Genomic DNA, 25,778 nt, shown 5'->3' on the forward strand with positions numbered 1-25,778 from the left:
TTAGCCGAAAAAGAAGTAAGTCACGGCGATAGCGGCGATCAGACCGCCCAGATCAGCGATCAGGCCGCAGGTGACTGCATGGCGTACGCGCTGGATACCGACTGCGCCAAAATACACGGCGAGGACATAAAATGTGGTTTCCGTGCTGCCCTGGATCACGGCAGCGAGTCGACCGGCGAATGAGTCGGCGCCAAAGGTGTGCATGGTGTCTATCATCATGGCACGCGAGCCGCTGCCGGAGAGCGGTTTCATTAATGCGGTAGGCAATGCATCGACAAAACGGGTGTCCCAGCCGAGCAGGATGACAATATGACGTATGCCGTTCATGGCCAGGTCTAACGCACCGCTGGCCCGAAACACAGCAATCGCGACCAGCATGGCGACAAGATAGGGAATGATGGTGATGGCGGTGTGAAAACCTTCTTTTGCGCCTTCGATAAAAGCCTCGTAGGCGTTAATTTTTTTAATGGCCGCTGCGCCGATGAAGGCGGTAATCAGCCCGAACAGCAGGAAATTGCTGACCAGCCCTGATTGTCGCACCATTTCGCTGGCAGGTAATTGCGCAAAATAGGCAACCAGCCCGAATACCAGAGCGCTAATGGCTGCCAGATAACTCAGCACTACTTTATCCAGTAAATTGATGCGCTGAAAAAATGCGGTGGCCAGCAAGCCCGCCATGGTCGAGCAGTAAGTGGCGATGAGGATGGGGATAAAGACATCCGTTGGGTCATGCGCACCGGCCTGGGCGCGATAGGTGAAGATGGTAACAGGCAGTAGCGTGACCGATGAGGCGTTGATAACCAGAAACAGTATCTGTGCGTTGGAGGCAGTGGTTTTGTCGGGATTGAGTGTTTGCAGTTCCTGCATGGCCTTGATGCCGATAGGCGTGGCGGCATTATCCAGTCCCAGCATGTTGGCAGCCATGTTCATGGTGATGGCGCCGAGCGCGGGATGATTGGCCGGTACGTCAGGAAACAGGCGGCGGAACAGCGGGTTCATCAGCCAGGTCAGGCCTTGCAGGAAACCGGCGCGTTCGCCGATACGCATGATACCCAGCCACAAAGCCATAATACCCACCAGACCAAGCGCAATCTCGAACGCAGATTTGGCCGCGCCGAAGGTCGCCTGCATGATCAGGCTGTAGCTGTCAGCGTGGCCGAGTACCAGCCAGTTATAGCTGGCAAAGCCAAAAGCAATAAGGAAAAAACTGACCCAGATAAAATTCAGCATGCTTGGCGTTAGCCGGCCTGTTTGGCGAGTGCCATCAGTAGCAATAACAGCAGCCAGATGGTAAGTGCGCGCCAGTTAAGGCTGATGGCGCTATTGATGTAGCTGCTATCCACTTCATCACCCAGCCCCAGTTCTGGTCGCCAGGTCTCACCTTGCACCAGTTTAAGCGGCATGCCTAATTTTATCCCCAAGGCACCCGCTGCGCTGGCGAGCAGCACGCCCTGATTGTGATCAGCCCAGTCTGCCGCCTGGCTGCGCCAGCAATACAGGGCGTCTTCAAAATTACCGGCAATGGCAAAGCTTAATGCGGTTATGCGCGTCGGCAGCCAATCCAGAATATGTAACATGCGTTGTGCAAAGTGAGCAAATTCGCCGAGTGTGGCGATGTGCCATTGTTCGGCGATGATGTTGGTTAAGCGATACAGCACAGCGCCGACCGGGCCTAGTGGCGCGAGCAGGACAAACCAGAAAATCACGCCAAATAAATGGCGCAGCGCATCGCTGAACAGCGACTCCATGCCCGAACGTAACAGGGCATCGGTTGTCGCCGGCACATTGTCGCTACCGCGCCATTGTGCGTATAAACCTTGTGCACGGGGTACATCGTTTTCGGCAAGAGCGCGATTGACGGATGCGGCAGCAAGGGTGCAGGTTTTAAAGCGTATGCTTAAATAAAGCACGGCGATGTTCCAGAACCAGGCCAGCCATAAGCTGATGGAAGCCAGCGTGAAATAGATCAGGCTGACGATAATCACTGGCGGCAGGATGGCAACTGACCAGGCGATAATGCCATGCTGGGTTGTGCCGGCATTGAAATGGTGGGCCAGATGCTGCAGCGGGCGCGTGAGTTTAGCTGACCATGGTTGTGCCAGTGGCCGGAAGTGTTCCAGTAAGAGAGCGGCTAGTATGGCAAAAAATGTCATCGCCTCAACCTGTATTAGTTAGGGGTATCCACTGTCAACACACCCATTTGATTAATGGTGGAACCAGCGGTGTAGATTTCTACCGATGGCATTTGTATATCTTTACCCTTGGGTTTCAGGTAATCATGCAGGCCTTGATAGGCCATGCCCGGAGCCAGTAACATACTGGCCTGTACCTCGGCGCGCAGTACCTGCCGGGCAGGCAGGTCATCGGTCTTGATCGGTTCCTTGACCTGGGCGGTGGGCGCTACCAGGTAACCGATGCGTGCGTGCTGGTCATGTTTTTTGGTGGTGCGCGGGTCGGCATAGAGGATGGTAATCGACTTGCCTGGTTCCACCTTCTGAGCGCGTAATGCGGCAAACACCTTTTGCTGGACATCGGACAGATTGCCGTAATCACCATAATATTCAGTATAGGCGTAGTGCAATGGCTCGCTTTGCACTTCTTGCACATTGGCGTGATTAAAACCACCCCACCACCAGAATGTCAGTAGTATGGGTAATACAAATGCAAAAACAAACGCCAGCCAGTTTTTCTTGATCAAGGTAAATTCCCGGTAAATAAGCAAATTAATACGGTGGGAAGATACCATACCAAGGTAAGGCTTGTCGCGGTTACAATGTCAAAACAAACAATAAACGGAGGTTGATGATGTTGGCAAAATTATTCGTAGTAATGTGTGTTTTCTGGTCTGGCTGGGTGCAGGCGGCTGAATATGCGGCCGTGAGTGTGCCTATGGTGCCGATTAAGGTGGGCAAGCATAGCTACTATGTGCAAGGCATGGCCGGTGCGGCTTCTTCGGAAAATCAGGGCTATATGTCGAACGCAGGATTCGTGGTGACCAAAGATTCGGTACTGGTATTCGATACGCTGGGTACGCCATCGCTGGCTGCCGAGCTGGTTAAACAGATACGCAAAATTACACCGTTACCTATCAAACGGGTGATCATCAGTCATTTTCATGCGGACCATTACTATGGCCTGCAGGTGTTCAAGGAACTGGGTGCCGAGTCCTGGGCGCATAAGAACGGCCAGGGTGCGGTGGATTCCGACGCTGCGGCAGAGCGTCTGGCGCAACGTCGCGAGACTTTGTTCCCATGGGTGGATGAAAATACCAGGCTGTTACCGGCTGACAAATGGCTGGATGGTGATACCGATTTTGAAATGGGCGGCCTGCATTTTCAGTTGCGTTTTGTTGGCCCTGCCCACTCAGCGGAAGATATGGCGATGCTGGTCAAGGAAGATGGCGTGCTTTATACCGGTGATCTGGTGTTCCGCGGGCGGGTACCGTTTGTCGGCGATGCTGACAGCAAAGCCTGGCTGGCAGATTTGCAAAAGCTGGTTGCGCTCAAGCCGCGGGTGATGGTGGCCGGGCATGGTGCAGCTTCGGTAAAACCCCAGGCGGATTTGAAATTTACCCGTGATTACCTGACGTTTTTGCGCAAAACCATGGGCCAGGCTGTGGCAGATCTGGTGCCGTTCGATGAGGCCTATGCGCATACCGACTGGAGCAAGTATGCCAAATTGCCGGCATTTGAACAGGCTAATCGTCCAAATGCCTACAACACCTATTTGTTGATGGAAAAAGAGTCACTCGCGCAATGAAACGTATTGGTTTGATTGTGCTGACGTGCCTGGCTTTACAGGGCTGGGCGGGTGAGCTGGAAGTGATACAGCTGCAAAACCGCAGTGTCGAGGAGGTATTGCCGGTCTTGCAGCCGTTGCTGGAACCGGGCGCGACGCTGACTGGTATGAACGATCAGCTGATATTGCGTGCCTCGGATCGCAATCGTGCCGAGATCAGGAAAGTGCTGGCCAGGATAGACACCGCGCCGCGCCAGCTGGTGATTTACGTACGCCAGAATATGGCGCAAGACAGCCTGCAGCGCGGTATTGGCGCAAGTGGCACGGTGGCGCTGGGTAACGGCGTGCAGATCAGTCAGCCCGGTAGTGCGTCGCGCCCGAAAGTGTCGCCATCCACCTCAGTGCATATCAATGTGGAAGATAGCCAGCGCCGTAGTCAGGATGCAGCAGATCAGATGGTGCGGGTGATGGATGGCGGCAGTGCCTATATCAGCGCCGGGGTGTCGGTGCCTATCCCGTTGCGCAGTGTGTATCTTAGTCCGACCGGCGCTGTGATTAGCGAATCGACGGTGTATCAGGATCTGGCCTCCGGGTTTTACGCGACGCCCCGGTTGATAGGCGGTCGTGTCAGTATTGACATCAGCCCGCAGCAGAATACGCCTATGCAGGGCATGTATGGCGCACAAGCAGTGCAGCGCCTGTACACCACCGTGCAAACCCGGCTCGGCGAGTGGGTGCAGATTGGCGGTGCGGATAGCACTGCAAGCGGGCAGAATCGCCAGTTATTCGGTGGTAATAATCAAACCAGTAGCACGCGACGCAGTATCTGGCTCAAGGTCGAGGCGGAGTAACCGCATCATCAAATGCGGCATCGATGGCTTCAATAATCTGATTTAATCGCAGAAAATCCTGTGCCGCACCTTCACCCGCCATAAAACGCCGCCGCAACGGCCCTAATGCATTGACCACCGCAGCTCGCTCTACCGCTGAATGGGGGCTGCTGAGTGCACACCAGTTGTAGATCATGCTGACGACTTCCGCTAAGAAATCATCTGCAGGGATGGGGGTTAGCTGAAACTGGGTACGATGTTGCAGCGCGTTAAGCAGTTCAATATAAGTCATATTGTTGTTTCTTTATCTGAATTCTGGTTACGTCATGCGCGTTAGTGTGAGGGCAGAGATTGCAGAAATGCGAAGTATTCAGCCGATGCCCAGTCGCGCCCCCCTAATGCCAGATAACGCAGATGTCCGGTGGGATCGACAATGAACGTGGAGGGTAATCCCCGTGGCTGCCAGCGTTCTGTCGTCAGGCCGTCTCTGTCCATCAGCGTGTTCAGTTCCGGTGCGACGGTAGGCATGAAGCTAAACACTTCATCATCACTTTCTGCTGTATTCACCAGTACCAAGGCAATGCGCGACCCTTTCAGCTTGTGTTGCAAGGCTTGCAATGTGGGCATCTCACGCCGGCAGGGGCCGCACCATGAAGCCCAGAAATGCACCAGTACCCATTTGCCTCGCAGTGCTTGCAGATTCGTACTCCGGCCATCCATGTTGGATAGCACCAAAGCAGGCGCGGCGCGGCCATCCAGCGTTACCAGTCCTGCGGGGCGTGCGCTGTCCTGAGCCCAGAGTGTCACCGGCAAGAGCCAGCTGATCAATAATAATGTCCAGTTCTGGTATGTTTTCATTTCTGTGCCTCCGGCAGGTCAGTGCATGTTAATGGGCTGCTTTGCAGTGTGACAGGGGTGCCTTGCTTATCTGTGCCTGTGGCAAAGCGCACCGTAACGGTGAAAGCTTCCCCCGGCGGTACCACGACGATATTGCCGCCAGCTGTTTCACCGGGGTAAAGGTCCCGGCTTTCCGGTAATTGTGTCCAGCCAAAGGTGGCGCGGCTCGCTAATGGTATGTGCAGCGCTTCCCAGCGTGCAGCCAATTCATCACGGCTAACGCGTGCTACCCTGGCACCATGCTCTGTTATCAGCTGCCAGTTTGATGGTTCCAGCCAGGCGATGTCCTGACGGTTATTCTGTATGCCAACGGTCAGCAGGCATCTGGATTCCAGTTCACGTATCGCTGCCTCTGGAAATCCCCGGCCAGTATAAAAAGCACGGATCTGATCCGGTGTACGCACTGAAATCGAGAAAGTGATGCCGTTGTTCTGATATGTGTTGCGCTCGGCGGCCCAGGCAGCCGGAACCGACAACAAGTTGCAACAGAGCGCCATGCCGGTAATCGCTGTGTAGCGCGGCCAGTGTTCGATTTTGCGGGAAAGGTGAGTATGTCGCAGGGTGGTCAGGTTCATAATCAATGGGGTCAGGCGCGTGATTGATTTATGTCATCCATACCGAAATGCTGATGACGAATTTGCCCATTATACAAATGAATCTGCGTAGTCCAACACTTCTCTACTGTGGCTGTTTGAATCCTGCCTGTGTGTATTGCTCAGGCTGCTTCAATGATGGAGGGCGTATTTATGGTTTTTTCGGGTGCATTGTAGAGGCGATAGTTGTTTCGGCCATTCATTTTTGCCAGGTACATTGCCTTATCCGCCTGGATCACCAGTGTGGCAGCATCATGGCCATGTTGCGGGTACAGGCTGATGCCGATACTGCAGCTAATCTGCCGGGGTTTCCCTTCCAGTTCAAACTCCCCGGAAATGTCGTGCAGAATTTTGGCTGCAACTTTCTCACAATCGCTTACGCTGCTGATATCCAGGATAATCAGTACAAATTCATCTCCCCCTAGCCGTGCTGCGGTATCACCTTCGCGGATACATTGTTTCAACTGGCTGGCGACTTGTTTGAGTATGGTGTCGCCCGCATGGTGGCCATATTCGTCGTTGATTGGTTTGAAATTGTCCAGATCGATAAACATCACCGCAAACATTTTTCCGTGACGATGGGCCTGGGCAATGCTTTGCGTTAACCTGTCGATCAGCAATAACCGGTTAGGTAGCTGGGTAAGCGCATCGTGCTCGGCCTGATAATGGAGTTGCTGTTCCTTCTTGCTGCGTTCGGTAATATCGATAATCTGCAGTATGAATAACGGATTACCGTCTTGTGTTATGTCGCTAATGTCTATGTCTACAGGAAAGCTTGAGCCATCTGCGCGTAGGCCTAGCGAGCAGTCTTGCGACTGTCTAACTAATTGCATGGCATGGCTGCCTGTCAGGCTGGAGGCGGAATAACCAAACATGCGTTCAACGGCTGGATTGCAGTTCAGGATCTCGCCTTGTGCATTAACGGTAATAATGCCGCTATCCAGACTGCCTAATACAGTTTTGAGCATGGTCTCGCTATTTCTCAGGTGTTTAAACGTTTCCAGAAAAACATAAGCCGCATAGCCTAGGGACAGACTATAGGCGGCGAGGCGCAATAAATGCCAAATCCACCACGTCGCATTCCATATGCTTGAGTAAGGGAAAGCCAGGCCGGCAATTCCGAACATAAAGCTCATTAATGTGAATAACAATGCTTCAGGTGTCCGGTTATCCTTGTAGTGACCGTAAAAGCGTCGCGCTGCGATTAGAAACATGCTCCCCCCGAGCACATTTACCAGCAAAATTTCAGGCGCAAACTGATCGTTCTTAAACGCGTTCGGTAAAAACCCGGTGAAACGGATCAGCAATAAGCCAGTTATGGCAGCAGTAGTGCCGGATATGATTGGCAGCACAAATTGCATATTTTTACCAAAGCGCAGTCTTGACAGATAAACACCCATAAACAGCAGTCCACCAAAAAGCATGGCAAAACCATGTAGCCAGATGAATGTGCTTCCGGGGGCGATTGCTGCATGGAACAGATCAAGCACCCCCATCGCAGAGAGCCCCATGGCAGTGGTAATGCGGTAATTAAACGTGTTGTTGCTATGTAATGCGGATAAAAGTGCAGCAAGCATCCAGGCAGCAAAGACCCCCGCGGTTTCGATAACGGCATGCAGAGGGATGTTTACCCAGCCCCGCTGATTTTGTCCAGAAACAAGCAGCACTGTGATGAAGAACAGTCCCAGCATGATTGCCAGTGTCCAGCATGCTATTTCAGAGCATTTGCGTTTCATGATGCATCCTTGGTGAAATGCCCATCCAGATTCGGCCCGCTAAATAGCGCTATCGCTGCATCATCAAGTTGATCTCAATGGCTAGCGTAGCGACTGCGATAGAAAGATAAGCGTCTGCCGTTTTAGCATTTACTGGAAGATTGTGCTTGCTAGTAATTCTGTGCCCGTTAAGGTTTAAGAAGCAAAAATACTGCCAAACGTAACATGAGCGTCTGTTTGAATTTATATTATTTATAATCAATATGTTATGTTTATTCTGGTTGTGTATGGCCGGCGCTGAACTACATGCAGTGTGCTTTCTGGCGCGCCATGACAAGTTGCCGCGCATTGTTGGTGCATTAACTACTGCCGATTTGGCTGGGCATCGTGTTTTGGCATTCAAGTGGCAAATCCAGCATGCACTATCGTCGTGGTGCTGCAGGTATGACCTGCTTATTGCAGAGATTTCACATCCTTGAGTGTTAATTGAGCGGATTGAGTCATTCTTGAAAAGCAAAGTTAACAATGTTTAACATTTGAACGTACAGTAAAAAATTCAGCATGGGATAATCGCAACGGCGAGGTTCAAGTGCGAGACAGCAAGGATGCCGATGGTGCGTGCTGACTATGCCCGCGCTTACAGGCGCTAACAGATTATCCAAATTGATTTAGCTTGTTCGTAAAGCAACTACACTCAGTGCTGCTATTTTAAAAGGTGTGATATGGAATCAGCTAAAATTATTATCCATGCAGATCCGGATTTGAAAAAACTGATGCCGTTGTTTCTTGACTACTGCCAGCGTGATGTTGACCTGATCAGAGCTGCTTTACCACAAGGGCAATATGAGGCTATTTATGTCACCGGACATAATATGAAAGGCGTCGGCGATAGTTATGGGTTTGCATTTGTGACTGAAATCGGTAATGCGATGGAATTGGCTGCCAGGCAGGAAGATCAAATGAAAATTGGCGATTTGCTGGAACAGCTTGCCGATTATCTTAAACGGGTCGAGGTGGCGTATTCCGGTGATGAAAACGGTTAATTCAGGTCATCACTAACTCGAAAAACTGATTCTGAAAAATCCTGCATACGTTAGGCTGGCATTTCTATTATTTGTATGCAGTCACTGTACTGAAACATCACTTTATCCAGCGCGACGATGTGCTGGCGTGGATGTTGCCTTTTTTACACAAGCGTTAATGCTTCCTGTTTGCTGCCGTTAACAGCGGCAGCAATTCTCTCCATACGTTTTCCATCACTGCACTTTCAGCTGAAGCAACCGGGTGCAGGCCATCGGTCTGGAACAGCTCGGATCTGGTTTCTATGCCGGCTAACAGTGATGGCACTAAGGCGATATGATGGCGTTGTGACAGCGTCACAAATGTCTGCTGGAACTTTACTGTGTAGCTTATGCCATAATTGGATGGCAGGCGTACGCCGACCAGCAGGGTGCGCGCGCCCGATTTGCGGATGAGGGTGATCATCGCGTCGAGATTGGTTTGCATGCTGTTCAGGGGTAAACCGCGTAGCCCGTCATTGGCGCCGAGTGCGAGGATGACGATAGCCGGACGATATTGGGCGAGGGCGGCTGGCAGCCGGGTAAGTCCACCGGCTGTGGTTTCACCGCTGATGCTGGCATTCACTACCCGCCATTTTTGCTGCGAGGCGCTGAGGCGTTGCTGTAATAAATCTGGCCAGGCCTGATGAGCGGCGAGACCATAGCCTGCCGAGAGGCTGTCGCCGAACACCAGTATCACCGGTGCAGCATGTGCCGTACCGGATAGGATGAAGCACAACAACAGCAATAACTTTCTAAAGCCCATGACTACTCCTGCCCATAATTCTATTCTGCATGTCGTTAATCTTGCCAAACAAGTGGTGTTGAACGACGCTGCGCTGACGATATTGCATCCTACCAGCTTCGCCATCCAGCGGGGCGAATCTGTCGCCATCGTGGGTGCGTCCGGCTCCGGTAAATCGACTCTGCTTGGCTTGCTGGCGGGGCTGGATCTGCCGAGCAGCGGCGAAGTATGGCTGGCGGGGCAGTCACTTGGGGCGATGAATGAGGATGGGCGCGCCAGATTGCGCGGTGAATTGATTGGTTTCGTATTTCAGTCGTTTCAGTTATTGCCGACCCTGACCGCGCTGGAAAATGTGATGTTGCCGCTGGAGCTGAATGGCTTGCCTGATGCCAGGAAAAACGCACAACACTGGCTGGAGCGGGTTGGGCTGGCTGATCGTCAGCAGCATCGTGCACAGCAATTATCCGGCGGCGAGCAGCAGCGCGTTGCCATCGCGCGTGCCTTCGCTGTCAATCCGGCGCTGTTGCTGGCGGACGAACCCACCGGCAATCTGGATGCAGATACCGGTGCGCGGGTGATTGATTTGTTGTTTGAGCTTAATCGCGAACAGGGTACTACGCTGGTGCTGGTAACTCATGACAGTCAGCTGGCCGCCCGCTGCAGCCGACGTCTGGCGTTGCATGCCGGGCATCTGGAAGGTCAGGCATGAATATCGTGCGGCTGGCGCTGCGTTTGCTGCTGCGCGATTGGCGGGCGGGTGAACTGCGGGTGCTGGTGCTGGCAGTGCTGATAGCTGTGGCTGGCCTGGCTTCAGTAAATGCCTTTACCGCACGCATGCATCTGGCGCTGAGTCAGGAGAGTAACCGCTTACTGGGGGCGGATCTGGTATTGGCATCCGATCATGCGCTGGCTCCGGCACTGAGCGTTGCGGCACAACGGCGGGGGCTGGTTACGGCACAAACAGCCCAGTTTCCCAGTATGGTGAGTACCGCCAGCGCCAGCAATCTGGCTGAAATCAAGGCGGTAAGCAGCGGTTACCCATTGCGCGGCACGTTACGTATCGCGGACAGTGCATTCGGTGCGGATCGTCCCGTCCGTGATATTCCCCGTCTCGGTACGGTATGGCTGGAGGCGCGGCTGGCCAGTGCGTTACAGCTCAAGCCGGGCGATGCAGTGCAACTCGGTTATAGCCAGCTCAAGGTGGCGGCTATTCTGACCAGCGAGCCGGATCGTGGTGGCAATTTTTTTAATCTGGCACCGCGTTTACTGATGAATCAGCTCGATGTGCCGGCCACCGGTTTGATTACGCTCGGCAGCCGGGTCAATTACCGTTTGCTAATTGCCGGTAAGGGTAATGCGGTAGAGGCTTACCGCACTACGCTGGCAGCGCAGTTGCAGCGTGGTCAGCGCTTGTTGACGGCACGTGATGCCCGACCGGAAATTCGCGATGTGCTCGACAAGGCGGAACGTTATCTGGGGCTGGCGGTATTGCTGGCCGCGCTGCTGGCAGCGGTGGCGATTCTGCTGTCGGCACGGCATTTTTTGCGCCGCCATCTGGATGCATGTGCTTTGCTGCGCTGTTTCGGCGCCAGTCAGCGCACTATCGTTACGCTTTATGCGTTGCAGATTGCGGGGCTGGGCGTGCTGGCAGCAGCGGCGGGGATGGCATTAGGCTATGCCGGGCAAGCGGTATTGGCATCCATACTGGGGCGGCTGGCGCATCTGGATTTGCCGCCAGTTGAACTGCTGCCTTTTTTGCAGGCGGCATTGGCCGGTCTGGTCTTGTTGGCGGGGTTCAGTCTGCCTACCTTATTTATGCTGCGGCGCACGCCGGCATTGCGTATTCTGCGGCGGGATGCGGTGGCAGTTGATGCGCTTGGTGCTGTCAGTTATGTGGCGGGTTTGGCTGCGATGACTGCGCTGCTGTTCTGGCAGGTACGCGATGTGCGGATGACCTTGCTGGTGCTGGCGGGGCTGGCGGCAACTTTGCTGGTGACGGTGTTGTTGTCATGGTGGCTGGTGCTGGCGTCAGGCTGGTTGGGTGCGCGGGGTCATGGCAGCTGGCGGCAGGGCTTGCTTAACTTGCGTCGGCGTTCCGGCAGCAGCGTGATTCAGGTGGCGGCGTTCACGCTGGGCATGCTGGCATTGCTGTTGCTGACAGTGGTGCGTGGGGACTTGTTGAATAACTGGCATTCGACGTTGCCGGCTAACGCACCTAACCGTTTTGTGATCAATATTCAGCCCGATCAGGTAGCGTCGTTACAAGCGTTCTTACGTCAGCATGATTTGGCTGATGCCGAGCTGTATCCGATGATACGTGGGCGCCTGATGGCGATTAACGGGCGGGAAGTGAATAGCGCGAATTATGCTGATCAGCAGACGCAGCGGTTGCTGGACCGGGAATTTAATCTGTCCTATGCCAAACAACTGGATGCTGCGACTGATTTTGTCAGTGGCAGTGGCTGGCGTGAGGCGACTGCTGTACCGCAGTTCTCGGTAGAGCAGGGCATTGCTGACAAGCTGCATCTTAAGCTGGGTGATACATTGCGTTTCGATGTGGGTGGTATGCCGATATCGGCGCGCATTACCAGTTTGCGTAAAGTGAACTGGGATAGTTTTAAAGTGAACTTTTTTGTGGTCGCTAATGCTGCATTATTGCAACATACCTCGGCCAGCTACATCACCAGTTTTTATCTGCCGGCAGCAAAAGTCAGCCTGTTGAATGAGATGGTGCAGGCTTATCCGAACCTGACCGTGATTGACGTCTCAGCCATTATGCAAACCGTACAGGATATGCTGGATCGGGTGAGTGCAGCGGTGCAATTCGTGTTTGTGTTCAGTCTCGCTTCGGGGCTGGTGGTGTTGTATGCCGCACTGGCGGCGACGCGGGATGAGCGTGCGCTGGAAACTGCATTGTGGCGAGTGCTGGGTGCCCGCCGTCAGCAATTGTGGCTGGCGCAGGTCACTGAATTTGCGGCGATTGGCATATTGGCAGGTTTGCTCGCTGCTGCGGGTGCCAGCGCGATCGGCTGGGGGCTGAGTAGCGAGGTATTCAACTTGCCCTATCATGTTGATCCGTTGCTGTGGCTGGTGGCCATGGGTTTGGGAGGCATTGGTGTGGCTGTTGCCGGAGTGGCCGGGTTGTGGGGCATAAGTCGGGTGCCGCCACTGGTGACCTTGCGCGACATTTAGATAGCGGGCGCGTTAGTCGCTGGCGATAGTAGTGTCCCAGATGCGCGTGCAGTTACGCCCGGCTGATTTTGCCGCATACATGGCCTGATCCGCTTGCTGAACGGTTTGTTCCGGGCTGGCATCAGCTTCGAGCAATGCCAGTCCGAAAGAGCCGGTGACGAATATCGGTTTGGGGCCATCATAGGCGACGGCCAGCGTTTGCAGCTTGTGGCGTATGCGTTCTATGGCAGCATAGCTGGTCTGCAGGTCTGTGCCGGGCATGGAAATGAGGAATTTTTCGTGATTTAAGCGGAATACCCGGTCATAAGGCCGTAGCTGATCAACGACATAGCGCACAGCGACTGACAGCGCGCGGTCGCCAATGTCATGGCCGTATGTGTCATTGAGGTGTTTCATGTGATCGAGATTCATCACCGCGATACTGCAGGTTTGAATGTTGCTACGCACTTGTTCTGACAGCTTATGCAGCTCGGTGGTCATCGCGTGTTGTGTTTCAGCACCGGTCAGCGGGTCGCGGTTGTAGAGTATGCCTTCGATTTCCCGTTCCAGGGTTTTGACTTCCAGACGGAACTGTTCCAGACCGATATTGAATTTATCATAGTCGGACAGGGTGATGGTTGCTTCGGTGGTCAGTTTGGTAAGCAATAGCGCGGCTGATTCATGGATATGTTTGTGCGCGGCTCGTAACGGTGCGAAATCTGGATGGTCGCGCAGCGTGGCGGGTGCTTGCTGATAAAACCATAAACCCAGACAGCAATAATGGTGCGCATTGTGCGCCAAATCCCGTTGCTCGCAGGGCAGACGGCCAATAATTGTACGAGTGAGTTCCTTGTGCCATAACTCATGGTTGTACACAGCTTGCTTGAGCTGTTTAAGTGCTGCCTGAAGGACGTCTTCATCAATGTTTAGCATCGCACTCTCTAATTGTTTTAATCAGGTACGTGATGGGTTGCCAACGTTGTTATCATTATTGGATGTAAGGTTTTAATTAAATACTTTATTTTTGTTTTTTACAAGCAGAGTTTGCTTAAACCCGTTCTTGCTATAGATGGATGCTGCGGAATGAGGCTGGGTAGGTTGGCTCAGATTTTGGCGGTGGGCGATGCGGCTAAGTACATGACGACCTTGGTCGTCATATGCTTATTTAGCCAGTGCGCTGCGCAGTAATTCAGCGGTCAGTTCGTTGATGCTGATTTCGCGGGTTTTCGCTAATGTGTTTAATTCGGTAACGAGATCAATGTTGAGTTTGACGGCAAAAGGTACCAGGCCTTGTGCCTGATCAAGCTTGCGCTGCTCACGACGGTCAGGCAATGCGGCATCTGCTGCGGAACGTGTTGGCACCCCGGCTTTTTTCATTTGGTCGTTGATTTTGATGCCGAGGTTTTTGTAGAGGTCGGTTTTTTTCATGATTTTGCCGGTAACGGGGGTAAAGTCGGTATTCTACTCGTGAAGTGTGGGCCATGACGATGTTATAATTCACGGTTTTAAGCACATTGCCCCTATTATGGAAGCCGAACGCCTTAATCAGATAGACTCCCTGTTGACCGACCTGGCTCAACGTACCGTAGAACTTCGGAGGTATCTTTGACTTCGATACCAAGTCAAATCGCTTAGAAGAAGTTAATGTCCTCGCCGAAGATCCGGCGATCTGGAATGATCAAAAGCGCGCCCAGGAACTGGGTCGCGAGAAAAAATCCCTGGAAAACGTCGTATTGACGATACAAAGTCTGGAGCAAGGCTTGCGTGATGGACGCGACCTGTTCGACATGGCGCGCGAAGAAAATGACGACGATACGCTGGAAGCGGTCGGCGAAGATGTTGCCGCGCTGGAAAAGACAGTCGAAGGCATGGAATTCCGCCGCATGTTCGCTAATCCGATGGATCCTAATAACTGCTTTATCGATATTCAATCGGGCGCTGGTGGTACCGAGGCTTGCGACTGGGCGTCGATGTTGTTGCGCCAGTATTTGCGCTATTGTGAGCGCAAAGGCTTCAAGACAGAAGTGCTGGAAGTTTCCGACGGCGATGTGGCTGGCGTGAAGTCGGCCAGTATCAAGGTGGATGGTGAATATGCCTACGGTTTCCTGCGCTCCGAAACAGGTGTGCACCGGCTGGTGCGCAAGTCGCCGTTCGATTCGTCCGGCGGTCGTCATACTTCGTTTGCCAGCGTGTTCGTGTATCCCGAAGTGGATGATTCGATCGAGGTCGATATCAATCCGGCGGATTTGCGTGTGGACACTTACCGCGCCAGTGGTGCTGGTGGTCAGCACATCAATAAAACCGATTCCGCTGTGCGGATCACGCATATTCCGACCGGTATCGTGGTGCAGTGCCAGAACGACCGTTCGCAGCACAAAAACCGTGCCGAAGCCATGTCCATGCTCAAATCGCGCATGTACGAAGCTGAACTGCGCAAGCGTCAGGCCGAACAGGATAAGCTGGAAGCAGGCAAATCCGATGTGGGCTGGGGGCATCAGATCCGCTCTTATGTGCTTGATCAATCACGCATCAAGGATTTGCGTACCAACGTTGAAATATCCAACACCCAGAAAGTCCTCGATGGCGATCTGGATGAATTTATCCAAGCCAGTTTGAAACAAGGGGTGTAAGCATGACTGACAATATTCCAGCCGAACATCAGGACGAGAATCAGATTATTGCCGAGCGGCGCGCCAAGCTGGCTGCGCTGCGCGAGGCGGGAGTGGCGTTCCCTAATGATTTCGAGCGCACCGATTTTGCCGGTGATATTCATGTGAAATATGCCGAGGTCAGCAAGGAGGCGTTGGCCGAGCAGGCGGTTACTGTGCAATTTGCCGGGCGCATGATGCTGAAGCGGGTGATGGGCAAGGCCAGTTTCGCTACCTTGCAGGATATGAGCGGGCGTTTGCAGATTTATCTGAGCAACGATCTGGTTGGCGAGGATATTCACCAGTCCTTCAAACACTGGGATCTGGGCGATATCGTCGGTGCAACCGGCGTGCTGTTTCGCACCAAAACCGGTGAACTGACGGTGCAGGCGCATAGCGTGCGCTTACTGGCGAAATCCCTGCGGCCATTGCCTGAAAAATTCCATGGCCTGACGGATCAGGAACAGAAATATCGCCAGCGTTATGTTGATCTGATGACCAATGACGATTCGCGTCATGTGTTTATTACTCGTTCCAAAATCGTGCAGGCGATCCGTCAGTTCATGATGGGGCATGGCTTCCTCGAGGTGGAAACCCCGATGATGCACCCTATCCCCGGTGGTGCTGCAGCCAAGCCTTTCGTTACTCATCATAACGCGCTGGATATGGAGATGTTCCTGCGTATCGCGCCCGAGCTGTATCTGAAGCGTCTGGTGGTAGGTGGCATGGAAAAAGTATTTGAAATCAACCGTAATTTCCGTAATGAAGGGTTGTCGACCCGGCATAACCCGGAATTTACCATGATGGAATTTTACGAGGCCTACCGTGATTACCGTTACCTGATGGACTTTACCGAAGCGCTGCTGCGTGAAACTGCACGTGTCGCTACCGGCAGCGAGCAAGTCAGTTATAACGGGGTGATCATTGATCTGGGTAAGCCGTTTGACCGCTTGACTATCGTCCAGGCCGTACGTAAATACAACCCTGACTATACCGAAGCGCAGCTCAATGACCGCGACTGGCTGATCAACTGGTTTGAAAGCAACAAAGGTAAATACCGTGCGACCGATGGTCTGGGCGGACTGCAACTGAGTTTCTTTGAGGAAACCACGGAAACGCAATTGATGCAGCCGACGTTCATCATTGATTACCCGGCTGAAGTGTCACCGCTGGCGCGTCGTTCCGATACCCAGCCCGATATTACCGAACGGTTTGAGTTGTTCATGACCGGCCGTGAATTGGCTAACGGTTTTTCCGAGTTGAATGATCCGGAAGATCAGGCCGAGCGTTTCATGGAGCAGGTACGGCAGAAAGAAGCCGGCGACGAAGAAGCGATGCACTACGATGCGGACTACATTCGTGCGCTGGAGTATGGTTTGCCACCGACTGGCGGTTGCGGTATCGGGATTGATCGTTTTGTGATGTTGTTGACCGACAGCGCCAGCATTCGTGATGTGATCCTGTTCCCGCAGATGCGCGCGGAATAAGCGTTACGGTCGAAATACCTGTGTATTTTGATAATACGCAGGCTGGGTATTCTCCGGGGTAACGCCGGGGATGCCCAGCACTGGCAATGCGGCAAATTCGCGCGGCGTCAGCGGCGGATGTTGCAGCAGTTGCTGTGCCAGCAGGCGGTCAAGCTGGTGCTGGCGTTGCGTGTTATCCAGTCCGAAAAAATCTCCCTCCACCATGATTACCTGGCATTTCCCGGTCATGCCGGGATACGGCTGCAGCGCTTTTTCGTAGAGCGCATGGCCCAGCACATGAAATGCCATTTCTTTTTCTACGCGTTCACGATTTACCACAAATAACTCATGCCATTGATGTTGTTGCAGCAGTTGCCATAATGCGGGATCTGCACAGGCGACGATGACCCCGCTTTCATCGAGCAGGGTGAGTGCGTCACGCTGGCGATTGCGCTGCGGGGTGATACCGGCAAGAACGTGCAGTTGATTGAGTGCCGCTTTGCTGTGTGGCCAGATCAGCCAGGCCAGCGCGTTGAAGTAGTCGTGCCAGTTGGATGGCCGGGTAGGAACCAGTCCCGTCCTGGCAATTTGGGCTTCGTAGGCCAGTGCACTGGTATCGGACGAAAACTGTATGCTGAGGCCGGATACATTGCGAATGCCATGCTCTGTGGCAAACTGGTTGAGCTGGTTGGTGTCTATCCAGCCTGCGCTGTGAGTGAGCGCTTGCGGTAATGTGGTTAATGGTGCGAACAGCGGCGAGCGCGCCAGCCAGTCGGGTTGCCAGTTCACGATTTGTTGCGGTGAAAATGAAACTTGAGGATCAGGATGGTGGCTGCCAGTAACAGGGTGATAGCATTGGCGATGATGACCGGCAGCGCGTCGAGATAGATGCCATACAGCAGCCACAGCGCAACACCGGTCATGAAAATGACGAACATGCTGGTGGAGATGTCGTCGGCGTGTTTGGTACGCCAGATCTGCACTACCTGAGGGACGAAAGAGATGGTGGTCAGGGTGCCGGCAGCCAGGCCGACCCAGTCTTGATTGATCATATTGGCCTACCAGTAAGAATATGGGTGATAAGGAGTGAAGAAGGGATCATGGTAGGGATTATACCAAGGGTCGCGGTAATACCGATGCGGTGGTAGCGGAGCTGAGGTCAGGCTGACCTGTGCACCCAGTACCAGTGGCAAGGTATCGGTATTGGCAGGTTGTAGCGTGCCGCTGACCTTCAGCCATTTTCCTGCGCTAAACTGTGCGGGGTCATAATAACCAAATACGCAGGTTTTGAATGTGGCCGGACTGGCGTTGTGTCGCTGCAGTTCAAAACAGGTATCATCTCCTGAACGATACTGGCGGGTAATTTTGCCTGTCCACTCAACAACGGCGCCGCTGGGATCAAACTCTGCATAGCTGTTTTGGGTGATGAGTAGTGCTGTAATAATTAGCCATAGGCGCATGGTGTCGAACTCCGTAGAATAGCGGTTACCAGTATTTAACTTGAGTGCATGATTATGACTGATACAACAACGATTATCACCTACCATCCACGTGAAGAAAAAACCGCAGTGCTGCAACATTGGCAGGCGTATCCGGGCAGCTTTAAAGGTTTGTCCACCCAGAGCACCGAACTGGATTGCGGCGATTATGATCTGGGCGGCGGTGTGGTAGTCGAGCGCAAATCTGCAACAGATTTTACCTTGGCGATTATGGACAAGCGTCTGTTTGGTGAAGTGGGCAAGCTTAAAGCCAGTTACGACCAGCCGATTTATATTGTGGAAGGTGATATTTATGGTGGTCGCTTTCACACCGACCCTATCGTCATTCGCGAGGCGATCGCATGGTTGACGGTGATGCAAGGGATACCTCTGGTGCCCAGCCCGGGCGAAGGTTTCACAGCAGAAATTTTATTCACCATGGCGTCTCAGGCGCAGCATGGTTTAGGTCATCCTATCGTGATGCGTAATGGCAAGCCATTTGACCCGGTCAATGGTCAGCGCTATCTGGTTGAGGGCTTGCCGGGTATCAATGAGGTGATGGCTAAAGCCTTGCTGGATCATTTTGGTAGCGCTGCCGCGGTATTCGCTGGCGAGGTGGATGAACTGGCACAGGTGGCGGGTATCAGCCCGCAGGCGGCTGCGCGCATGCGCAAAGTGCTGGATGCAAAATGGCCGGGGGCTAGCAGATAATGAGCCAGCCATTCGCCTATGCATTTTCCACTCTGGGTCAATGGAGCGAGGCGGTACAGGATTGCGTGCAGCAATTGTTGCCAGTGCGTCCGACCGCAAATCTTGGATTTGTATACGTCACTGATTTATATGCCAACCGTTTGACCGAGATGCTGGCGCAACTGCGTGAGCAAACCGGAATCAGCGAATGGGTGGGTTCAGTGGGTATCGGTGTCTGTGCCACCGGGCACGAGTTTCTGGATGAATCTGCTATCGTTGTGATGCTGGGTGAGTTTCCCGTAGGGTCGTTCCGGGTATTTGCACCAGTGACTGCAGTCGATCAGGTGGTGTCGAGTCTGGATGGCTTCGGGGTGCATGGTCAGCCAGCGCATTATGCGCTGGTGCATGGCGATGCGCGCAATCCTGAAATCCCTGAGTTGATCCAGTCGGTTGCTGCGGGCATGGCGACCGGTTTTGTGACCGGCGGTATCAGCAGCTCGCGCTTTCAATCACTGCAGGTGGCGGATGAGGTGGTGCATGGCGGTTTGTCCGGAGTGATGTTTACTGATGCGATTACGGTGATGACGCGGTTAAGCCAGGGCGTCACACCGATAGGCCCGCGACATCAGGTAACTGCCAGCCATGAGAATATCCTGATCAGCCTGGACGGGCGTCCTGCGCTGGATGTGCTGTATGAGGATATCGGCGAGATATTGGCACGCGATCTGAGCAAGGCTGCCGGTTATATTTTTGTGGCATTGAGTATCCCTGGCTGTGATAGCCGGGATTATCTGGTACGTAATTTAATTGGAGCTGACACGGCAGAGCGTCTGGTTGCGATCAGTGATATTGTGCCGCCTGCCGCTGAAGTGTTGTTTTGCCGACGTGATGCCGGTGCCGCGCAGACAGATATGCTCACTATGCTGCAGGATTTGCAAACAAGTTTGCCTGCAACACCACGCGGTGCGGTATATTATTCTTGTCTGGGTCGCGGTGAAAGTCTGTTTGGTGCCAAATCTGCCGAACTGGAATTGATCCAGCAGGTATTGGGGGATGTGCCACTGGTTGGTTTTTTTGCCAATGGCGAAATTTCACATGATCGTCTGTACGGATATACCGGCGTACTGACGTTGTTTATTTAGTTTTTTAGGAAGATCGATTATGTCTCAAACCCAACAAGAAATTTCCATGCTGCGTAATGAACTTGAGATGCTGATGCGCGAGCGTGATGGTCTGTTAAGGGTCAGCGGTGCAGCGGCGGTATTCGTTGCCGAGCTGGACAGCGAAAAGTTACCAGCAGTTACGCTGGAAGCAGCCGAAATGCTGGCTGAATCCCTGAATGAGTTGACGGAAGATACTTTGCAAGATGCGCTGAATGCTGTGAAAGCGCATATACAAGTAGCCTAGGGGTGTCTGTCTGTTAATTTGTGCTATCTGGCCGAGAAGTGGTTTGTCAGTTGCCGTTTTGATCTTATTTGACAAAGCTGTTGGCGCAGCTATGAATCTGTCCGTTATCGCTGAAGGTGTCGAAACCGACCAGCAACGCTTTTTTCAACTGAAGCACGGCTGTGATGAGCTGCAGTGAGGGGGTATACAGCAAACCCATACCTGCCAATGAGTATGTGGCGCATTAATGCGTATGGGTAGGCTGTAAACTTCAGGTGCTCTTCTTGGGCGAACGCTTCAGGAATGCTGAAGAGTGGGTGCCATGACTAAAATAGCCGTTCATTCAGCATCGCCAGCAGGTATTGGCCATAGCCATTCTTGGCTAGCGGCTGCGCGAGTTTTTCTACCTGAGCGGCATCAATGTAGCCCTGGCGGTACGCAATTTCTTCCGGGCAGGATATTTTCAGACCCTGGCGTTTTTCAATAGTCTGGATAAAAGTTGATGCTTCCAGCAACGACTCATGTGTTCCGGTGTCGAGCCAGGCATGGCCGCGGCCCATGACTTCCACGTGCAGTTGCCCCATGTCCAGATAATGCCGGTTGACGTCAGTTATTTCCAGCTCGCCACGCGGTGATGGCTTGAGGTTGCGGGCAATATCTATGACCTGGTTGTCGTAGAAGTACAGGCCGGTGACTGCGTAGCGTGATTTGGGCTGCAGCGGTTTTTCTTCCAGGCTGATGGCATGACCGGCATCGTTAAATTCTACTACGCCGTAGCGTTCCGGATCATGTACCGGGTAGGCAAATACCGACGCTCCAGTGGGCTTGGCTGATGCGGTGCGCAGGTCGTCGGAGAACTCGTGGCCATAGAATATGTTGTCGCCCAGCACCAGTGCGCTGTTGGCGTTGCCGATGAAGTCTGCGCCGATAATGAAGGCCTGCGCCAAACCGTCTGGCGAAGCCTGCACTGCGTAACTGAGGTTAATACCCCATTGGCTGCCATCGCCCAGCAGTTGCTCAAAACGAGGCGTGTCCTGGGGGGTAGAAATAATCAGGATGTCGCGGATGCCCGCCAGCATCAGCGTGGTCAGCGGGTAGTAGATCATAGGTTTATCATATACCGGCAGCAGTTGTTTGGAGACTGCCTGGGTGACGGGGTATAAGCGGGTGCCGGAGCCACCAGCGAGGATAATGCCTTTGCGTGCGTTCATGATTTGCTTCCGTATTGTTTTTCTACCCAGTGACGATATTCGCCGCTGGCAATGTTGGCAACCCAGTCCTGATTGGCCAGATACCAGGCTACTGTTTTGCGGATGCCGGTCTCGAAGGTTTCTGCCGGCAACCAGCCTAATTCGCGCTGGATCTTGCTCGCATCGATCGCATAGCGTCGGTCATGACCTGCCCGGTCTTTAACGTAGGTCACCAGTTCAGCATGGGGGGTGACTGGCGAATCAGGATGCTGTTCGTCGAGCATGGTGCAAATGGTTTGCACCACGTCGATATTGGTTTTTTCGTTCCAGCCGCCGATGTTGTAAACCTCGCCTACGTGGCCATTGGCCAGCACAGCGCGGATTGCGCTGCAGTGGTCGCCGACATACAGCCAGTCGCGCACATTCAGACCATCGCCGTAAATTGGCAGCGGTTTTCCGGCCAGTGCATTCATCATCACTAGTGGAATCAGCTTTTCCGGGAACTGGTAGGGGCCATAATTGTTGGAGCAATTGGTGGTCAGTACTGGCATGCCGTAAGTGTGATGGTAAGCGCGTACCAGATGATCGGATGCGGCTTTCGATGCCGAATATGGGCTGTTGGGCGCGTATGCGGTGGTCTCGGTAAACGGTGCATCGTCCATGCCGAGAGAGCCATAGACTTCATCGGTCGATACATGCAGGAAGCGAAATTCGGCTTTGGCTGTGTCAGATAACGCACCCCAGTAACCCCGTACAGCTTCCAGCAAGTGGAAGGTGCCGACGACGTTAGTCTGGATAAAATCTTCCGGGCCATGGATAGAACGGTCAACATGGCTTTCAGCGGCGAAATTGATTACCGCGCGTGGCTGGTGTTCACTCAAAAGCCTGGCAATCAGAACCTGATCGCCGATGTCTCCTTGCACAAAAATATGGCGAGGGTTAGAAGCGATGCTCGCCAGGTTTTGCAAGTTGCCTGCATAGGTAAGTTTGTCTAAATTGATGACGGGTTCATCCGTCTCGCCTAACCAGTCGAGGACAAAGTTCGCCCCGATAAAACCGGCACCGCCTGTGACTAAAATCATGTGTATTTCGCTTATTCAAAAAAAGCAGGGTGAGCGAGCTCACCCTGTATGTGATTTATAACCGGGATGGGTTAAATAACAGCCAGTTCTTCAGAATAAATCAATTTCACGCTATCGTTTTCATCAATGTCGACGGTCACTGAACCACCGTTGGCCAGGCGACCAAACAGCAATTCATCGGCCAGCGCGCGACGAATGGTATCCTGAATCAGCCGCGCCATGGGGCGTGCACCCATCAGCGGATCGAAGCCTTTTTTGCCCAGATAGGCTTTGAGCGCATCGGTGAAATGGGCATCGACTTTTTTCTCGTGCAACTGGTCTTCGAGCTGCATCAGGAACTTGTCGACCACGCGTAGGATGACGTCCTGCGATAATGGCGCAAACGATATGGTCGCATCCAGACGATTGCGGAATTCAGGCGTAAATAACCGCTTGATATCGGCCATTTCATCACCAGTCTGTTTCGAAGTAGTAAAACCAATATTGGTTTTAGTAAGTGACTCAGCACCGGCATTGGTGGTCATGATGATGACCACGTTACGGAAATCGGCTTTGCGACCATTGTTGTCGGTGAGCGTGCCGTGATCCATGACCTGCAACAACACATTAAATACGTCAGGATGCGCTTTTTCAATCTCGTCCAGCAACAGCACTGCGTAAGGAGTCTTGGTGATAGCTTCGGTGAGCAGGCCGCCCTGATCGAAACCGACATAGCCCGGTGGGGCGCCAATCAGGCGGGACACCGCATGACGCTCCATGTATTCCGACATGTCGAAGCGTATCAGTTCTATGCCCATGGTATAGGCCAGTTGCCGAGCTACTTCGGTTTTGCCGACGCCGGTCGGGCCGGAGAACAGGAAGGAGCCGATAGGTTTCTGCGGATTGCCCAGGCCGCTACGAGCCATTTTAATTGCAGAGGACAGTGCGTTGATCGCGTTATCCTGACCAAACACCACAGCTTTCAGGTCACGATCCAGCGTTCTCAGTGCATCGCGATCATCGCTGTTAACATGCTTGGACGGTATGCGTGCAATTTTGGCGACGATCTCTTCGATTTCGCGTTTGCTGATGATTTTTTTCTGTTTGGATTTGGGCAGTATGCGTTGTGCGGCACCGGCCTCATCAATGACGTCGATAGCCTTGTCGGGCAAATGCCGGTCAGTGATATAACGTGCTGACAGCTCCGCCGCAGTAGTGAGTGCGGACGCCGTGTATTTCACGCCATGGTGTGCTTCGAAGCGTGATTTCAGGCCGCGCAAAATCGCAATGGTTTCTTCCACGCTCGGTTCGTTCACATCGATCTTCTGGAAACGGCGTGAGAGTGCGTGATCCTTTTCGAAGATACCGCGATATTCGGTGAAGGTGGTTGCGCCTATGCATTTAAGTTGGCCAGACGACAAGGCTGGCTTGAGCAAGTTAGAGGCATCCAGCGTACCGCCAGATGCTGCACCTGCACCAATCAGCGTGTGTATTTCGTCGATGAACAGGATGGCCTTGGCATCAGCATTCAGTTGCTTTAATACCGCTTTGAGGCGCTGTTCAAAATCGCCGCGATATTTGGTGCCGGCTAATAATGCGCCCATATCCAGAGAGTAGACCGTACTGTCTTCCAGCACTTCCGGAATATCTCCCTCGACTATGCGGCGCGCCAGGCCTTCGGCGATGGCGGTCTTGCCGACACCGGCCTCGCCTACCAGTAGCGGGTTGTTCTTGCGCCGGCGGCATAAGGTTTGAATAACACGTTCCAGTTCGCTGTCACGGCCGATGAGCGGGTCTATTTTCCCAGCCAGGGCCTGGACGTTTAGATTCGATGTGTAGCTATCCAGCGCGGAAGCCGGTGCGGCTTCTTCCGTATTTTCCGGAGCTGATTCGCTGCGCTGCGACTCATTTTGCGTTGTTTTGCTGGTGCCGTGTGATATGTAATTGACCACATCAAGCCGGGTTAAGCCCTGCTGTGTCAGGAAATAAACAGCATGGGAATCTTTCTCGCCAAAAATGGCAACGAGCACATTGGCGCCAGTAACTTCTTTCTTGCCCGACGACTGCACATGCAGGATAGCGCGCTGGATGACGCGCTGAAAACCCAGCGTGGGTTGCGTGTCGATGTCTTCAGTACCAGCAACGGTAGGGGTGTGCTCGGCGATGAAATCACCCAGTTGCTGGCGCAAGGTATCGACGTTGACCGCGCAGGCGCGCAAGACTTCCGCCGCTGAGGGGTTGTCCAGCATGGCGAATAGCAAATGTTCGACGGTAATGAATTCGTGGCGTTTTTGCCGCGCATCCATAAAGGCCAAATGCAGACTAACTTCCAGTTCTTGGGCGATCATTTAATTTTCCTCCATCACGCATTGCAGCGGATGTTGATGTTGGCGAGCAAATGCAAGCACCTGAGCGACTTTTGTTGCAGCAATGTCTACGGGGTATAACCCACAAACTCCGCGACCTTCTGTATGTACTTTGAGCATAATTTGCGTGGCTTGTTCATGTGTCTTGTGAAAAAATTGCTGCAGTACATGCACTACAAAATCCATGGGCGTGTAATCATCATTCAGTAGCATCACCTTATGCATAGGCGGTGGTTCGATTTTCGCCTTGCTAGGGGCTAGCAGTGTGTCATCACGATGTCGCGTAGCCATCTGTTCACTTCATTAATTGGTCTATCAAGTCTTCATTTTGACGTCTCAGGCGAATATTTCAAGTATTCGTTTGAAAATAATTAAAAAAACTCACTTTGCGCTTGCAAAATCTTTTTTTCAGGAGTAAAAAGTGCACTGGAGTTTGATATCAAGGTTTCTGCAAGTCTGGTATTGCCGTTGTGCAATCTTGGTTCTCAAATAGTCCTTGGCCGTTTTTGGCCTGTTTTTTTATCAAGGAATGTAACAATGGCAACTGGCACAGTTAAATGGTTTAACGATTCTAAAGGTTTCGGTTTTATTACTCCTGATGACGGTAGCGAAGATCTTTTCGCACACTTCTCCGCTATCAACATGGGTGGTTTCAAAACCCTGAAAGAAGGTCAGAAAGTTAGCTTTGAAGTCTCCCAGGGACCTAAAGGCAAACAAGCTTCAAACATTCAGCCTGCTTAAGTAGC

Annotated in this window: 28 protein-coding genes; 11 read left to right on the plus strand and 17 right to left on the minus strand. The window is 53.0% G+C overall.

Annotated elements, in window-relative coordinates:
• The 3 genes from EJE49_RS10615 to EJE49_RS10625 are packed head-to-tail and all read right to left on the minus strand — an operon-like array spanning position 1 to position 2,698.
• Positions 1–1,230 carry a spore maturation protein gene (locus EJE49_RS10615; RefSeq protein ID WP_124950599.1) on the minus strand — a complete coding sequence of 410 codons (1,230 nt, stop codon included), beginning with the start codon at positions 1,228–1,230 and terminating at the stop codon, positions 1–3.
• 8 nt (positions 1,231–1,238) lie between these two features.
• Complete coding sequence (locus tag EJE49_RS10620) at positions 1,239–2,153, minus strand: CobD/CbiB family protein (protein ID WP_124950601.1); 915 nt, start codon at positions 2,151–2,153, stop codon at positions 1,239–1,241.
• Positions 2,154–2,167: 14 nt separating this feature from the next.
• A complete protein-coding gene (locus EJE49_RS10625) occupies positions 2,168–2,698 on the minus strand; it encodes a GyrI-like domain-containing protein (RefSeq protein ID WP_124950603.1) in 531 nt (176 codons plus the stop codon).
• Between the two features lie 104 nt (positions 2,699–2,802).
• On the opposite strand from EJE49_RS10625, the gene EJE49_RS10630 reads away from it, so the two are divergent.
• On the plus strand, positions 2,803–3,759 hold the full coding sequence (locus EJE49_RS10630; RefSeq protein ID WP_223246921.1) for an MBL fold metallo-hydrolase: 957 nt from the start codon (positions 2,803–2,805) through the stop codon (positions 3,757–3,759).
• Entirely contained in the window at positions 3,756–4,589 is an 834-nt protein-coding gene (locus EJE49_RS10635; protein ID WP_124950605.1) for a secretin N-terminal domain-containing protein, read from the plus strand. The genes EJE49_RS10630 and EJE49_RS10635 overlap by 4 nt, the downstream gene beginning before the upstream one ends.
• On the opposite strand, the gene EJE49_RS10640 is transcribed toward EJE49_RS10635, so the two are convergent.
• The 4 genes from EJE49_RS10640 to EJE49_RS10655 form a co-directional block, all read right to left on the minus strand.
• Complete coding sequence (locus EJE49_RS10640; RefSeq protein ID WP_124950607.1) at positions 4,570–4,860, minus strand: hypothetical protein; 291 nt, start codon at positions 4,858–4,860, stop codon at positions 4,570–4,572. The genes EJE49_RS10635 and EJE49_RS10640 overlap by 20 nt on opposite strands.
• 41 nt (positions 4,861–4,901) lie before the next feature.
• A complete protein-coding gene (locus tag EJE49_RS10645) occupies positions 4,902–5,426 on the minus strand; it encodes a TlpA family protein disulfide reductase (protein ID WP_124950609.1) in 525 nt (174 codons plus the stop codon).
• Positions 5,423–6,040 (minus strand): hypothetical protein, encoded by a 618-nt coding sequence (locus tag EJE49_RS10650; protein ID WP_124950611.1) that lies wholly within the window; start codon positions 6,038–6,040, stop codon positions 5,423–5,425. Before EJE49_RS10650 ends, EJE49_RS10645 begins: the two co-directional genes overlap by 4 nt.
• A 140-nt stretch (positions 6,041–6,180) precedes the next feature.
• Positions 6,181–7,794 carry a diguanylate cyclase domain-containing protein gene (locus EJE49_RS10655; protein ID WP_124950614.1) on the minus strand — a complete coding sequence of 538 codons (1,614 nt, stop codon included), beginning with the start codon at positions 7,792–7,794 and terminating at the stop codon, positions 6,181–6,183.
• Positions 7,795–8,495: 701 nt separating this feature from the next.
• Between EJE49_RS10655 and EJE49_RS10660 the strand changes: the two genes are divergently transcribed.
• Positions 8,496–8,816 (plus strand): Hpt domain-containing protein, encoded by a 321-nt coding sequence (locus EJE49_RS10660; protein ID WP_124950616.1) that lies wholly within the window; start codon positions 8,496–8,498, stop codon positions 8,814–8,816.
• 154 nt (positions 8,817–8,970) lie between these two features.
• Here EJE49_RS10660 and EJE49_RS10665 read toward each other — a convergent pair whose 3' ends face one another.
• Positions 8,971–9,597 (minus strand): arylesterase, encoded by a 627-nt coding sequence (locus EJE49_RS10665; RefSeq protein ID WP_124950618.1) that lies wholly within the window; start codon positions 9,595–9,597, stop codon positions 8,971–8,973.
• Between EJE49_RS10665 and EJE49_RS10670 the strand changes: the two genes are divergently transcribed.
• Both EJE49_RS10670 and EJE49_RS10675 read left to right on the plus strand, forming a co-directional pair.
• A complete protein-coding gene (locus EJE49_RS10670) occupies positions 9,596–10,285 on the plus strand; it encodes an ABC transporter ATP-binding protein (RefSeq protein ID WP_124950620.1) in 690 nt (229 codons plus the stop codon). The two genes, EJE49_RS10665 and EJE49_RS10670, sit on opposite strands and share 2 nt — an antisense overlap.
• Positions 10,282–12,768 (plus strand): ABC transporter permease, encoded by a 2,487-nt coding sequence (locus EJE49_RS10675; RefSeq protein ID WP_124950622.1) that lies wholly within the window; start codon positions 10,282–10,284, stop codon positions 12,766–12,768. Before EJE49_RS10670 ends, EJE49_RS10675 begins: the two co-directional genes overlap by 4 nt.
• A gap of 12 nt (positions 12,769–12,780) precedes the next feature.
• Here EJE49_RS10675 and EJE49_RS10680 read toward each other — a convergent pair whose 3' ends face one another.
• Positions 12,781–13,680 carry a diguanylate cyclase domain-containing protein gene (locus tag EJE49_RS10680; protein WP_124950624.1) on the minus strand — a complete coding sequence of 300 codons (900 nt, stop codon included), beginning with the start codon at positions 13,678–13,680 and terminating at the stop codon, positions 12,781–12,783.
• A 228-nt stretch (positions 13,681–13,908) separates the two neighbouring features.
• The gene (locus tag EJE49_RS10685) at positions 13,909–14,175 is read right to left on the minus strand and encodes a hypothetical protein (protein WP_124950626.1); all 267 of its coding nucleotides are present in this window, start codon (positions 14,173–14,175) and stop codon (positions 13,909–13,911) included.
• Between the two features lie 97 nt (positions 14,176–14,272).
• On the opposite strand from EJE49_RS10685, the gene prfB reads away from it, so the two are divergent.
• Both prfB and lysS read left to right on the plus strand, forming a co-directional pair.
• Positions 14,273–15,377 (plus strand): peptide chain release factor 2 gene (gene prfB, locus EJE49_RS10690; RefSeq protein WP_124950628.1). Its coding sequence is split into 2 segments (ribosomal slippage): positions 14,273–14,353 and positions 14,355–15,377, totalling 1,104 coding nucleotides; the frame shifts between segments, so codons are not numbered across the junction.
• Positions 15,378–15,379: 2 nt separating this feature from the next.
• The gene (lysS, locus tag EJE49_RS10695) at positions 15,380–16,882 is read left to right on the plus strand and encodes a lysine--tRNA ligase (RefSeq protein WP_124950630.1); all 1,503 of its coding nucleotides are present in this window, start codon (positions 15,380–15,382) and stop codon (positions 16,880–16,882) included.
• A gap of 3 nt (positions 16,883–16,885) precedes the next feature.
• Here lysS and EJE49_RS10700 read toward each other — a convergent pair whose 3' ends face one another.
• Genes EJE49_RS10700 through EJE49_RS10710 form a run of 3 tightly spaced genes read right to left on the minus strand, consistent with a single transcriptional unit; the run spans position 16,886 to position 18,321 of the window.
• Entirely contained in the window at positions 16,886–17,650 is a 765-nt protein-coding gene (locus EJE49_RS10700) for a DUF3025 domain-containing protein (RefSeq protein WP_189941851.1), read from the minus strand.
• The gene (locus EJE49_RS10705; protein WP_124950634.1) at positions 17,647–17,913 is read right to left on the minus strand and encodes a SemiSWEET family sugar transporter; all 267 of its coding nucleotides are present in this window, start codon (positions 17,911–17,913) and stop codon (positions 17,647–17,649) included. The genes EJE49_RS10700 and EJE49_RS10705 overlap by 4 nt, the downstream gene beginning before the upstream one ends.
• A 6-nt stretch (positions 17,914–17,919) precedes the next feature.
• Positions 17,920–18,321 (minus strand): hypothetical protein, encoded by a 402-nt coding sequence (locus tag EJE49_RS10710; protein WP_124950636.1) that lies wholly within the window; start codon positions 18,319–18,321, stop codon positions 17,920–17,922.
• 54 nt (positions 18,322–18,375) lie between these two features.
• On the opposite strand from EJE49_RS10710, the gene EJE49_RS10715 reads away from it, so the two are divergent.
• Genes EJE49_RS10715 through EJE49_RS10725 form a run of 3 tightly spaced genes read left to right on the plus strand, consistent with a single transcriptional unit; the run spans position 18,376 to position 20,436 of the window.
• A complete protein-coding gene (locus EJE49_RS10715; protein ID WP_189941853.1) occupies positions 18,376–19,050 on the plus strand; it encodes an ERCC4 domain-containing protein in 675 nt (224 codons plus the stop codon).
• Positions 19,050–20,171, plus strand: coding sequence for an FIST signal transduction protein (locus EJE49_RS10720; protein WP_124950640.1), 1,122 nt, complete (start codon positions 19,050–19,052; stop codon positions 20,169–20,171). The genes EJE49_RS10715 and EJE49_RS10720 overlap by 1 nt, the downstream gene beginning before the upstream one ends.
• 19 nt (positions 20,172–20,190) lie before the next feature.
• Entirely contained in the window at positions 20,191–20,436 is a 246-nt protein-coding gene (locus tag EJE49_RS10725; protein ID WP_124950642.1) for a hypothetical protein, read from the plus strand.
• Between the two features lie 305 nt (positions 20,437–20,741).
• Here the strand turns inward: EJE49_RS10725 and rfbA are convergent, their stop codons facing one another.
• The 4 genes from rfbA to clpS all read right to left on the minus strand — a co-directional run bounded on the left by rfbA (position 20,742) and on the right by clpS (position 25,323).
• Entirely contained in the window at positions 20,742–21,626 is an 885-nt protein-coding gene (gene rfbA, locus EJE49_RS10730) for a glucose-1-phosphate thymidylyltransferase RfbA (RefSeq protein ID WP_124950644.1), read from the minus strand.
• Positions 21,623–22,687 (minus strand): dTDP-glucose 4,6-dehydratase, encoded by a 1,065-nt coding sequence (gene rfbB / locus EJE49_RS10735; protein WP_124950646.1) that lies wholly within the window; start codon positions 22,685–22,687, stop codon positions 21,623–21,625. Before rfbB ends, rfbA begins: the two co-directional genes overlap by 4 nt.
• Before the next feature lie 71 nt (positions 22,688–22,758).
• On the minus strand, positions 22,759–25,014 hold the full coding sequence (gene clpA / locus EJE49_RS10740) for an ATP-dependent Clp protease ATP-binding subunit ClpA (protein ID WP_124950648.1): 2,256 nt from the start codon (positions 25,012–25,014) through the stop codon (positions 22,759–22,761).
• The gene (gene clpS, locus EJE49_RS10745; RefSeq protein ID WP_124950650.1) at positions 25,015–25,323 is read right to left on the minus strand and encodes an ATP-dependent Clp protease adapter ClpS; all 309 of its coding nucleotides are present in this window, start codon (positions 25,321–25,323) and stop codon (positions 25,015–25,017) included.
• Positions 25,324–25,569: 246 nt separating this feature from the next.
• Between clpS and EJE49_RS10750 the strand changes: the two genes are divergently transcribed.
• Complete coding sequence (locus EJE49_RS10750) at positions 25,570–25,773, plus strand: cold-shock protein (protein WP_087447540.1); 204 nt, start codon at positions 25,570–25,572, stop codon at positions 25,771–25,773.
• The last annotated feature ends 5 nt before the right edge of the window (positions 25,774–25,778 follow it).

This window comes from Sulfuriferula thiophila, assembly GCF_003864975.1.
In the GTDB taxonomy this organism is placed as follows: Bacteria; Pseudomonadota; Gammaproteobacteria; order Burkholderiales; family Sulfuriferulaceae; genus Sulfuriferula; species Sulfuriferula thiophila.

What these genes read in the sequence shown, in the direction of transcription:
- lysS (WP_124950630.1), top strand. Translation starts at nt 15,380, where the DNA reads ATGACTGACAATATTCCAGCCGAACATCAGGACGAGAATCAGATTATT.
- EJE49_RS10675 (WP_124950622.1), top strand. Translation starts at nt 10,282, where the DNA reads ATGAATATCGTGCGGCTGGCGCTGCGTTTGCTGCTGCGCGATTGGCGG.
- rfbB (WP_124950646.1), bottom strand. Translation starts at nt 22,687, where the DNA reads ATGATTTTAGTCACAGGCGGTGCCGGTTTTATCGGGGCGAACTTTGTC.
- EJE49_RS10710 (WP_124950636.1), bottom strand. Translation starts at nt 18,321, where the DNA reads ATGCGCCTATGGCTAATTATTACAGCACTACTCATCACCCAAAACAGC.
- clpS (WP_124950650.1), bottom strand. Translation starts at nt 25,323, where the DNA reads ATGGCTACGCGACATCGTGATGACACACTGCTAGCCCCTAGCAAGGCG.
- EJE49_RS10655 (WP_124950614.1), bottom strand. Translation starts at nt 7,794, where the DNA reads ATGAAACGCAAATGCTCTGAAATAGCATGCTGGACACTGGCAATCATG.
- EJE49_RS10680 (WP_124950624.1), bottom strand. Translation starts at nt 13,680, where the DNA reads ATGCTAAACATTGATGAAGACGTCCTTCAGGCAGCACTTAAACAGCTC.
- EJE49_RS10720 (WP_124950640.1), top strand. Translation starts at nt 19,050, where the DNA reads ATGAGCCAGCCATTCGCCTATGCATTTTCCACTCTGGGTCAATGGAGC.
- EJE49_RS10660 (WP_124950616.1), top strand. Translation starts at nt 8,496, where the DNA reads ATGGAATCAGCTAAAATTATTATCCATGCAGATCCGGATTTGAAAAAA.
- EJE49_RS10685 (WP_124950626.1), bottom strand. Translation starts at nt 14,175, where the DNA reads ATGAAAAAAACCGACCTCTACAAAAACCTCGGCATCAAAATCAACGAC.
- EJE49_RS10630 (WP_223246921.1), top strand. Translation starts at nt 2,803, where the DNA reads ATGATGTTGGCAAAATTATTCGTAGTAATGTGTGTTTTCTGGTCTGGC.
- EJE49_RS10635 (WP_124950605.1), top strand. Translation starts at nt 3,756, where the DNA reads ATGAAACGTATTGGTTTGATTGTGCTGACGTGCCTGGCTTTACAGGGC.
- EJE49_RS10615 (WP_124950599.1), bottom strand. Translation starts at nt 1,230, where the DNA reads ATGCTGAATTTTATCTGGGTCAGTTTTTTCCTTATTGCTTTTGGCTTT.
- EJE49_RS10725 (WP_124950642.1), top strand. Translation starts at nt 20,191, where the DNA reads ATGTCTCAAACCCAACAAGAAATTTCCATGCTGCGTAATGAACTTGAG.
- EJE49_RS10750 (WP_087447540.1), top strand. Translation starts at nt 25,570, where the DNA reads ATGGCAACTGGCACAGTTAAATGGTTTAACGATTCTAAAGGTTTCGGT.
- EJE49_RS10665 (WP_124950618.1), bottom strand. Translation starts at nt 9,597, where the DNA reads ATGGGCTTTAGAAAGTTATTGCTGTTGTTGTGCTTCATCCTATCCGGT.
- EJE49_RS10640 (WP_124950607.1), bottom strand. Translation starts at nt 4,860, where the DNA reads ATGACTTATATTGAACTGCTTAACGCGCTGCAACATCGTACCCAGTTT.
- EJE49_RS10670 (WP_124950620.1), top strand. Translation starts at nt 9,596, where the DNA reads ATGACTACTCCTGCCCATAATTCTATTCTGCATGTCGTTAATCTTGCC.
- EJE49_RS10650 (WP_124950611.1), bottom strand. Translation starts at nt 6,040, where the DNA reads ATGAACCTGACCACCCTGCGACATACTCACCTTTCCCGCAAAATCGAA.
- rfbA (WP_124950644.1), bottom strand. Translation starts at nt 21,626, where the DNA reads ATGAACGCACGCAAAGGCATTATCCTCGCTGGTGGCTCCGGCACCCGC.
- EJE49_RS10715 (WP_189941853.1), top strand. Translation starts at nt 18,376, where the DNA reads ATGACTGATACAACAACGATTATCACCTACCATCCACGTGAAGAAAAA.
- clpA (WP_124950648.1), bottom strand. Translation starts at nt 25,014, where the DNA reads ATGATCGCCCAAGAACTGGAAGTTAGTCTGCATTTGGCCTTTATGGAT.
- EJE49_RS10620 (WP_124950601.1), bottom strand. Translation starts at nt 2,153, where the DNA reads ATGACATTTTTTGCCATACTAGCCGCTCTCTTACTGGAACACTTCCGG.
- EJE49_RS10645 (WP_124950609.1), bottom strand. Translation starts at nt 5,426, where the DNA reads ATGAAAACATACCAGAACTGGACATTATTATTGATCAGCTGGCTCTTG.
- EJE49_RS10705 (WP_124950634.1), bottom strand. Translation starts at nt 17,913, where the DNA reads ATGATCAATCAAGACTGGGTCGGCCTGGCTGCCGGCACCCTGACCACC.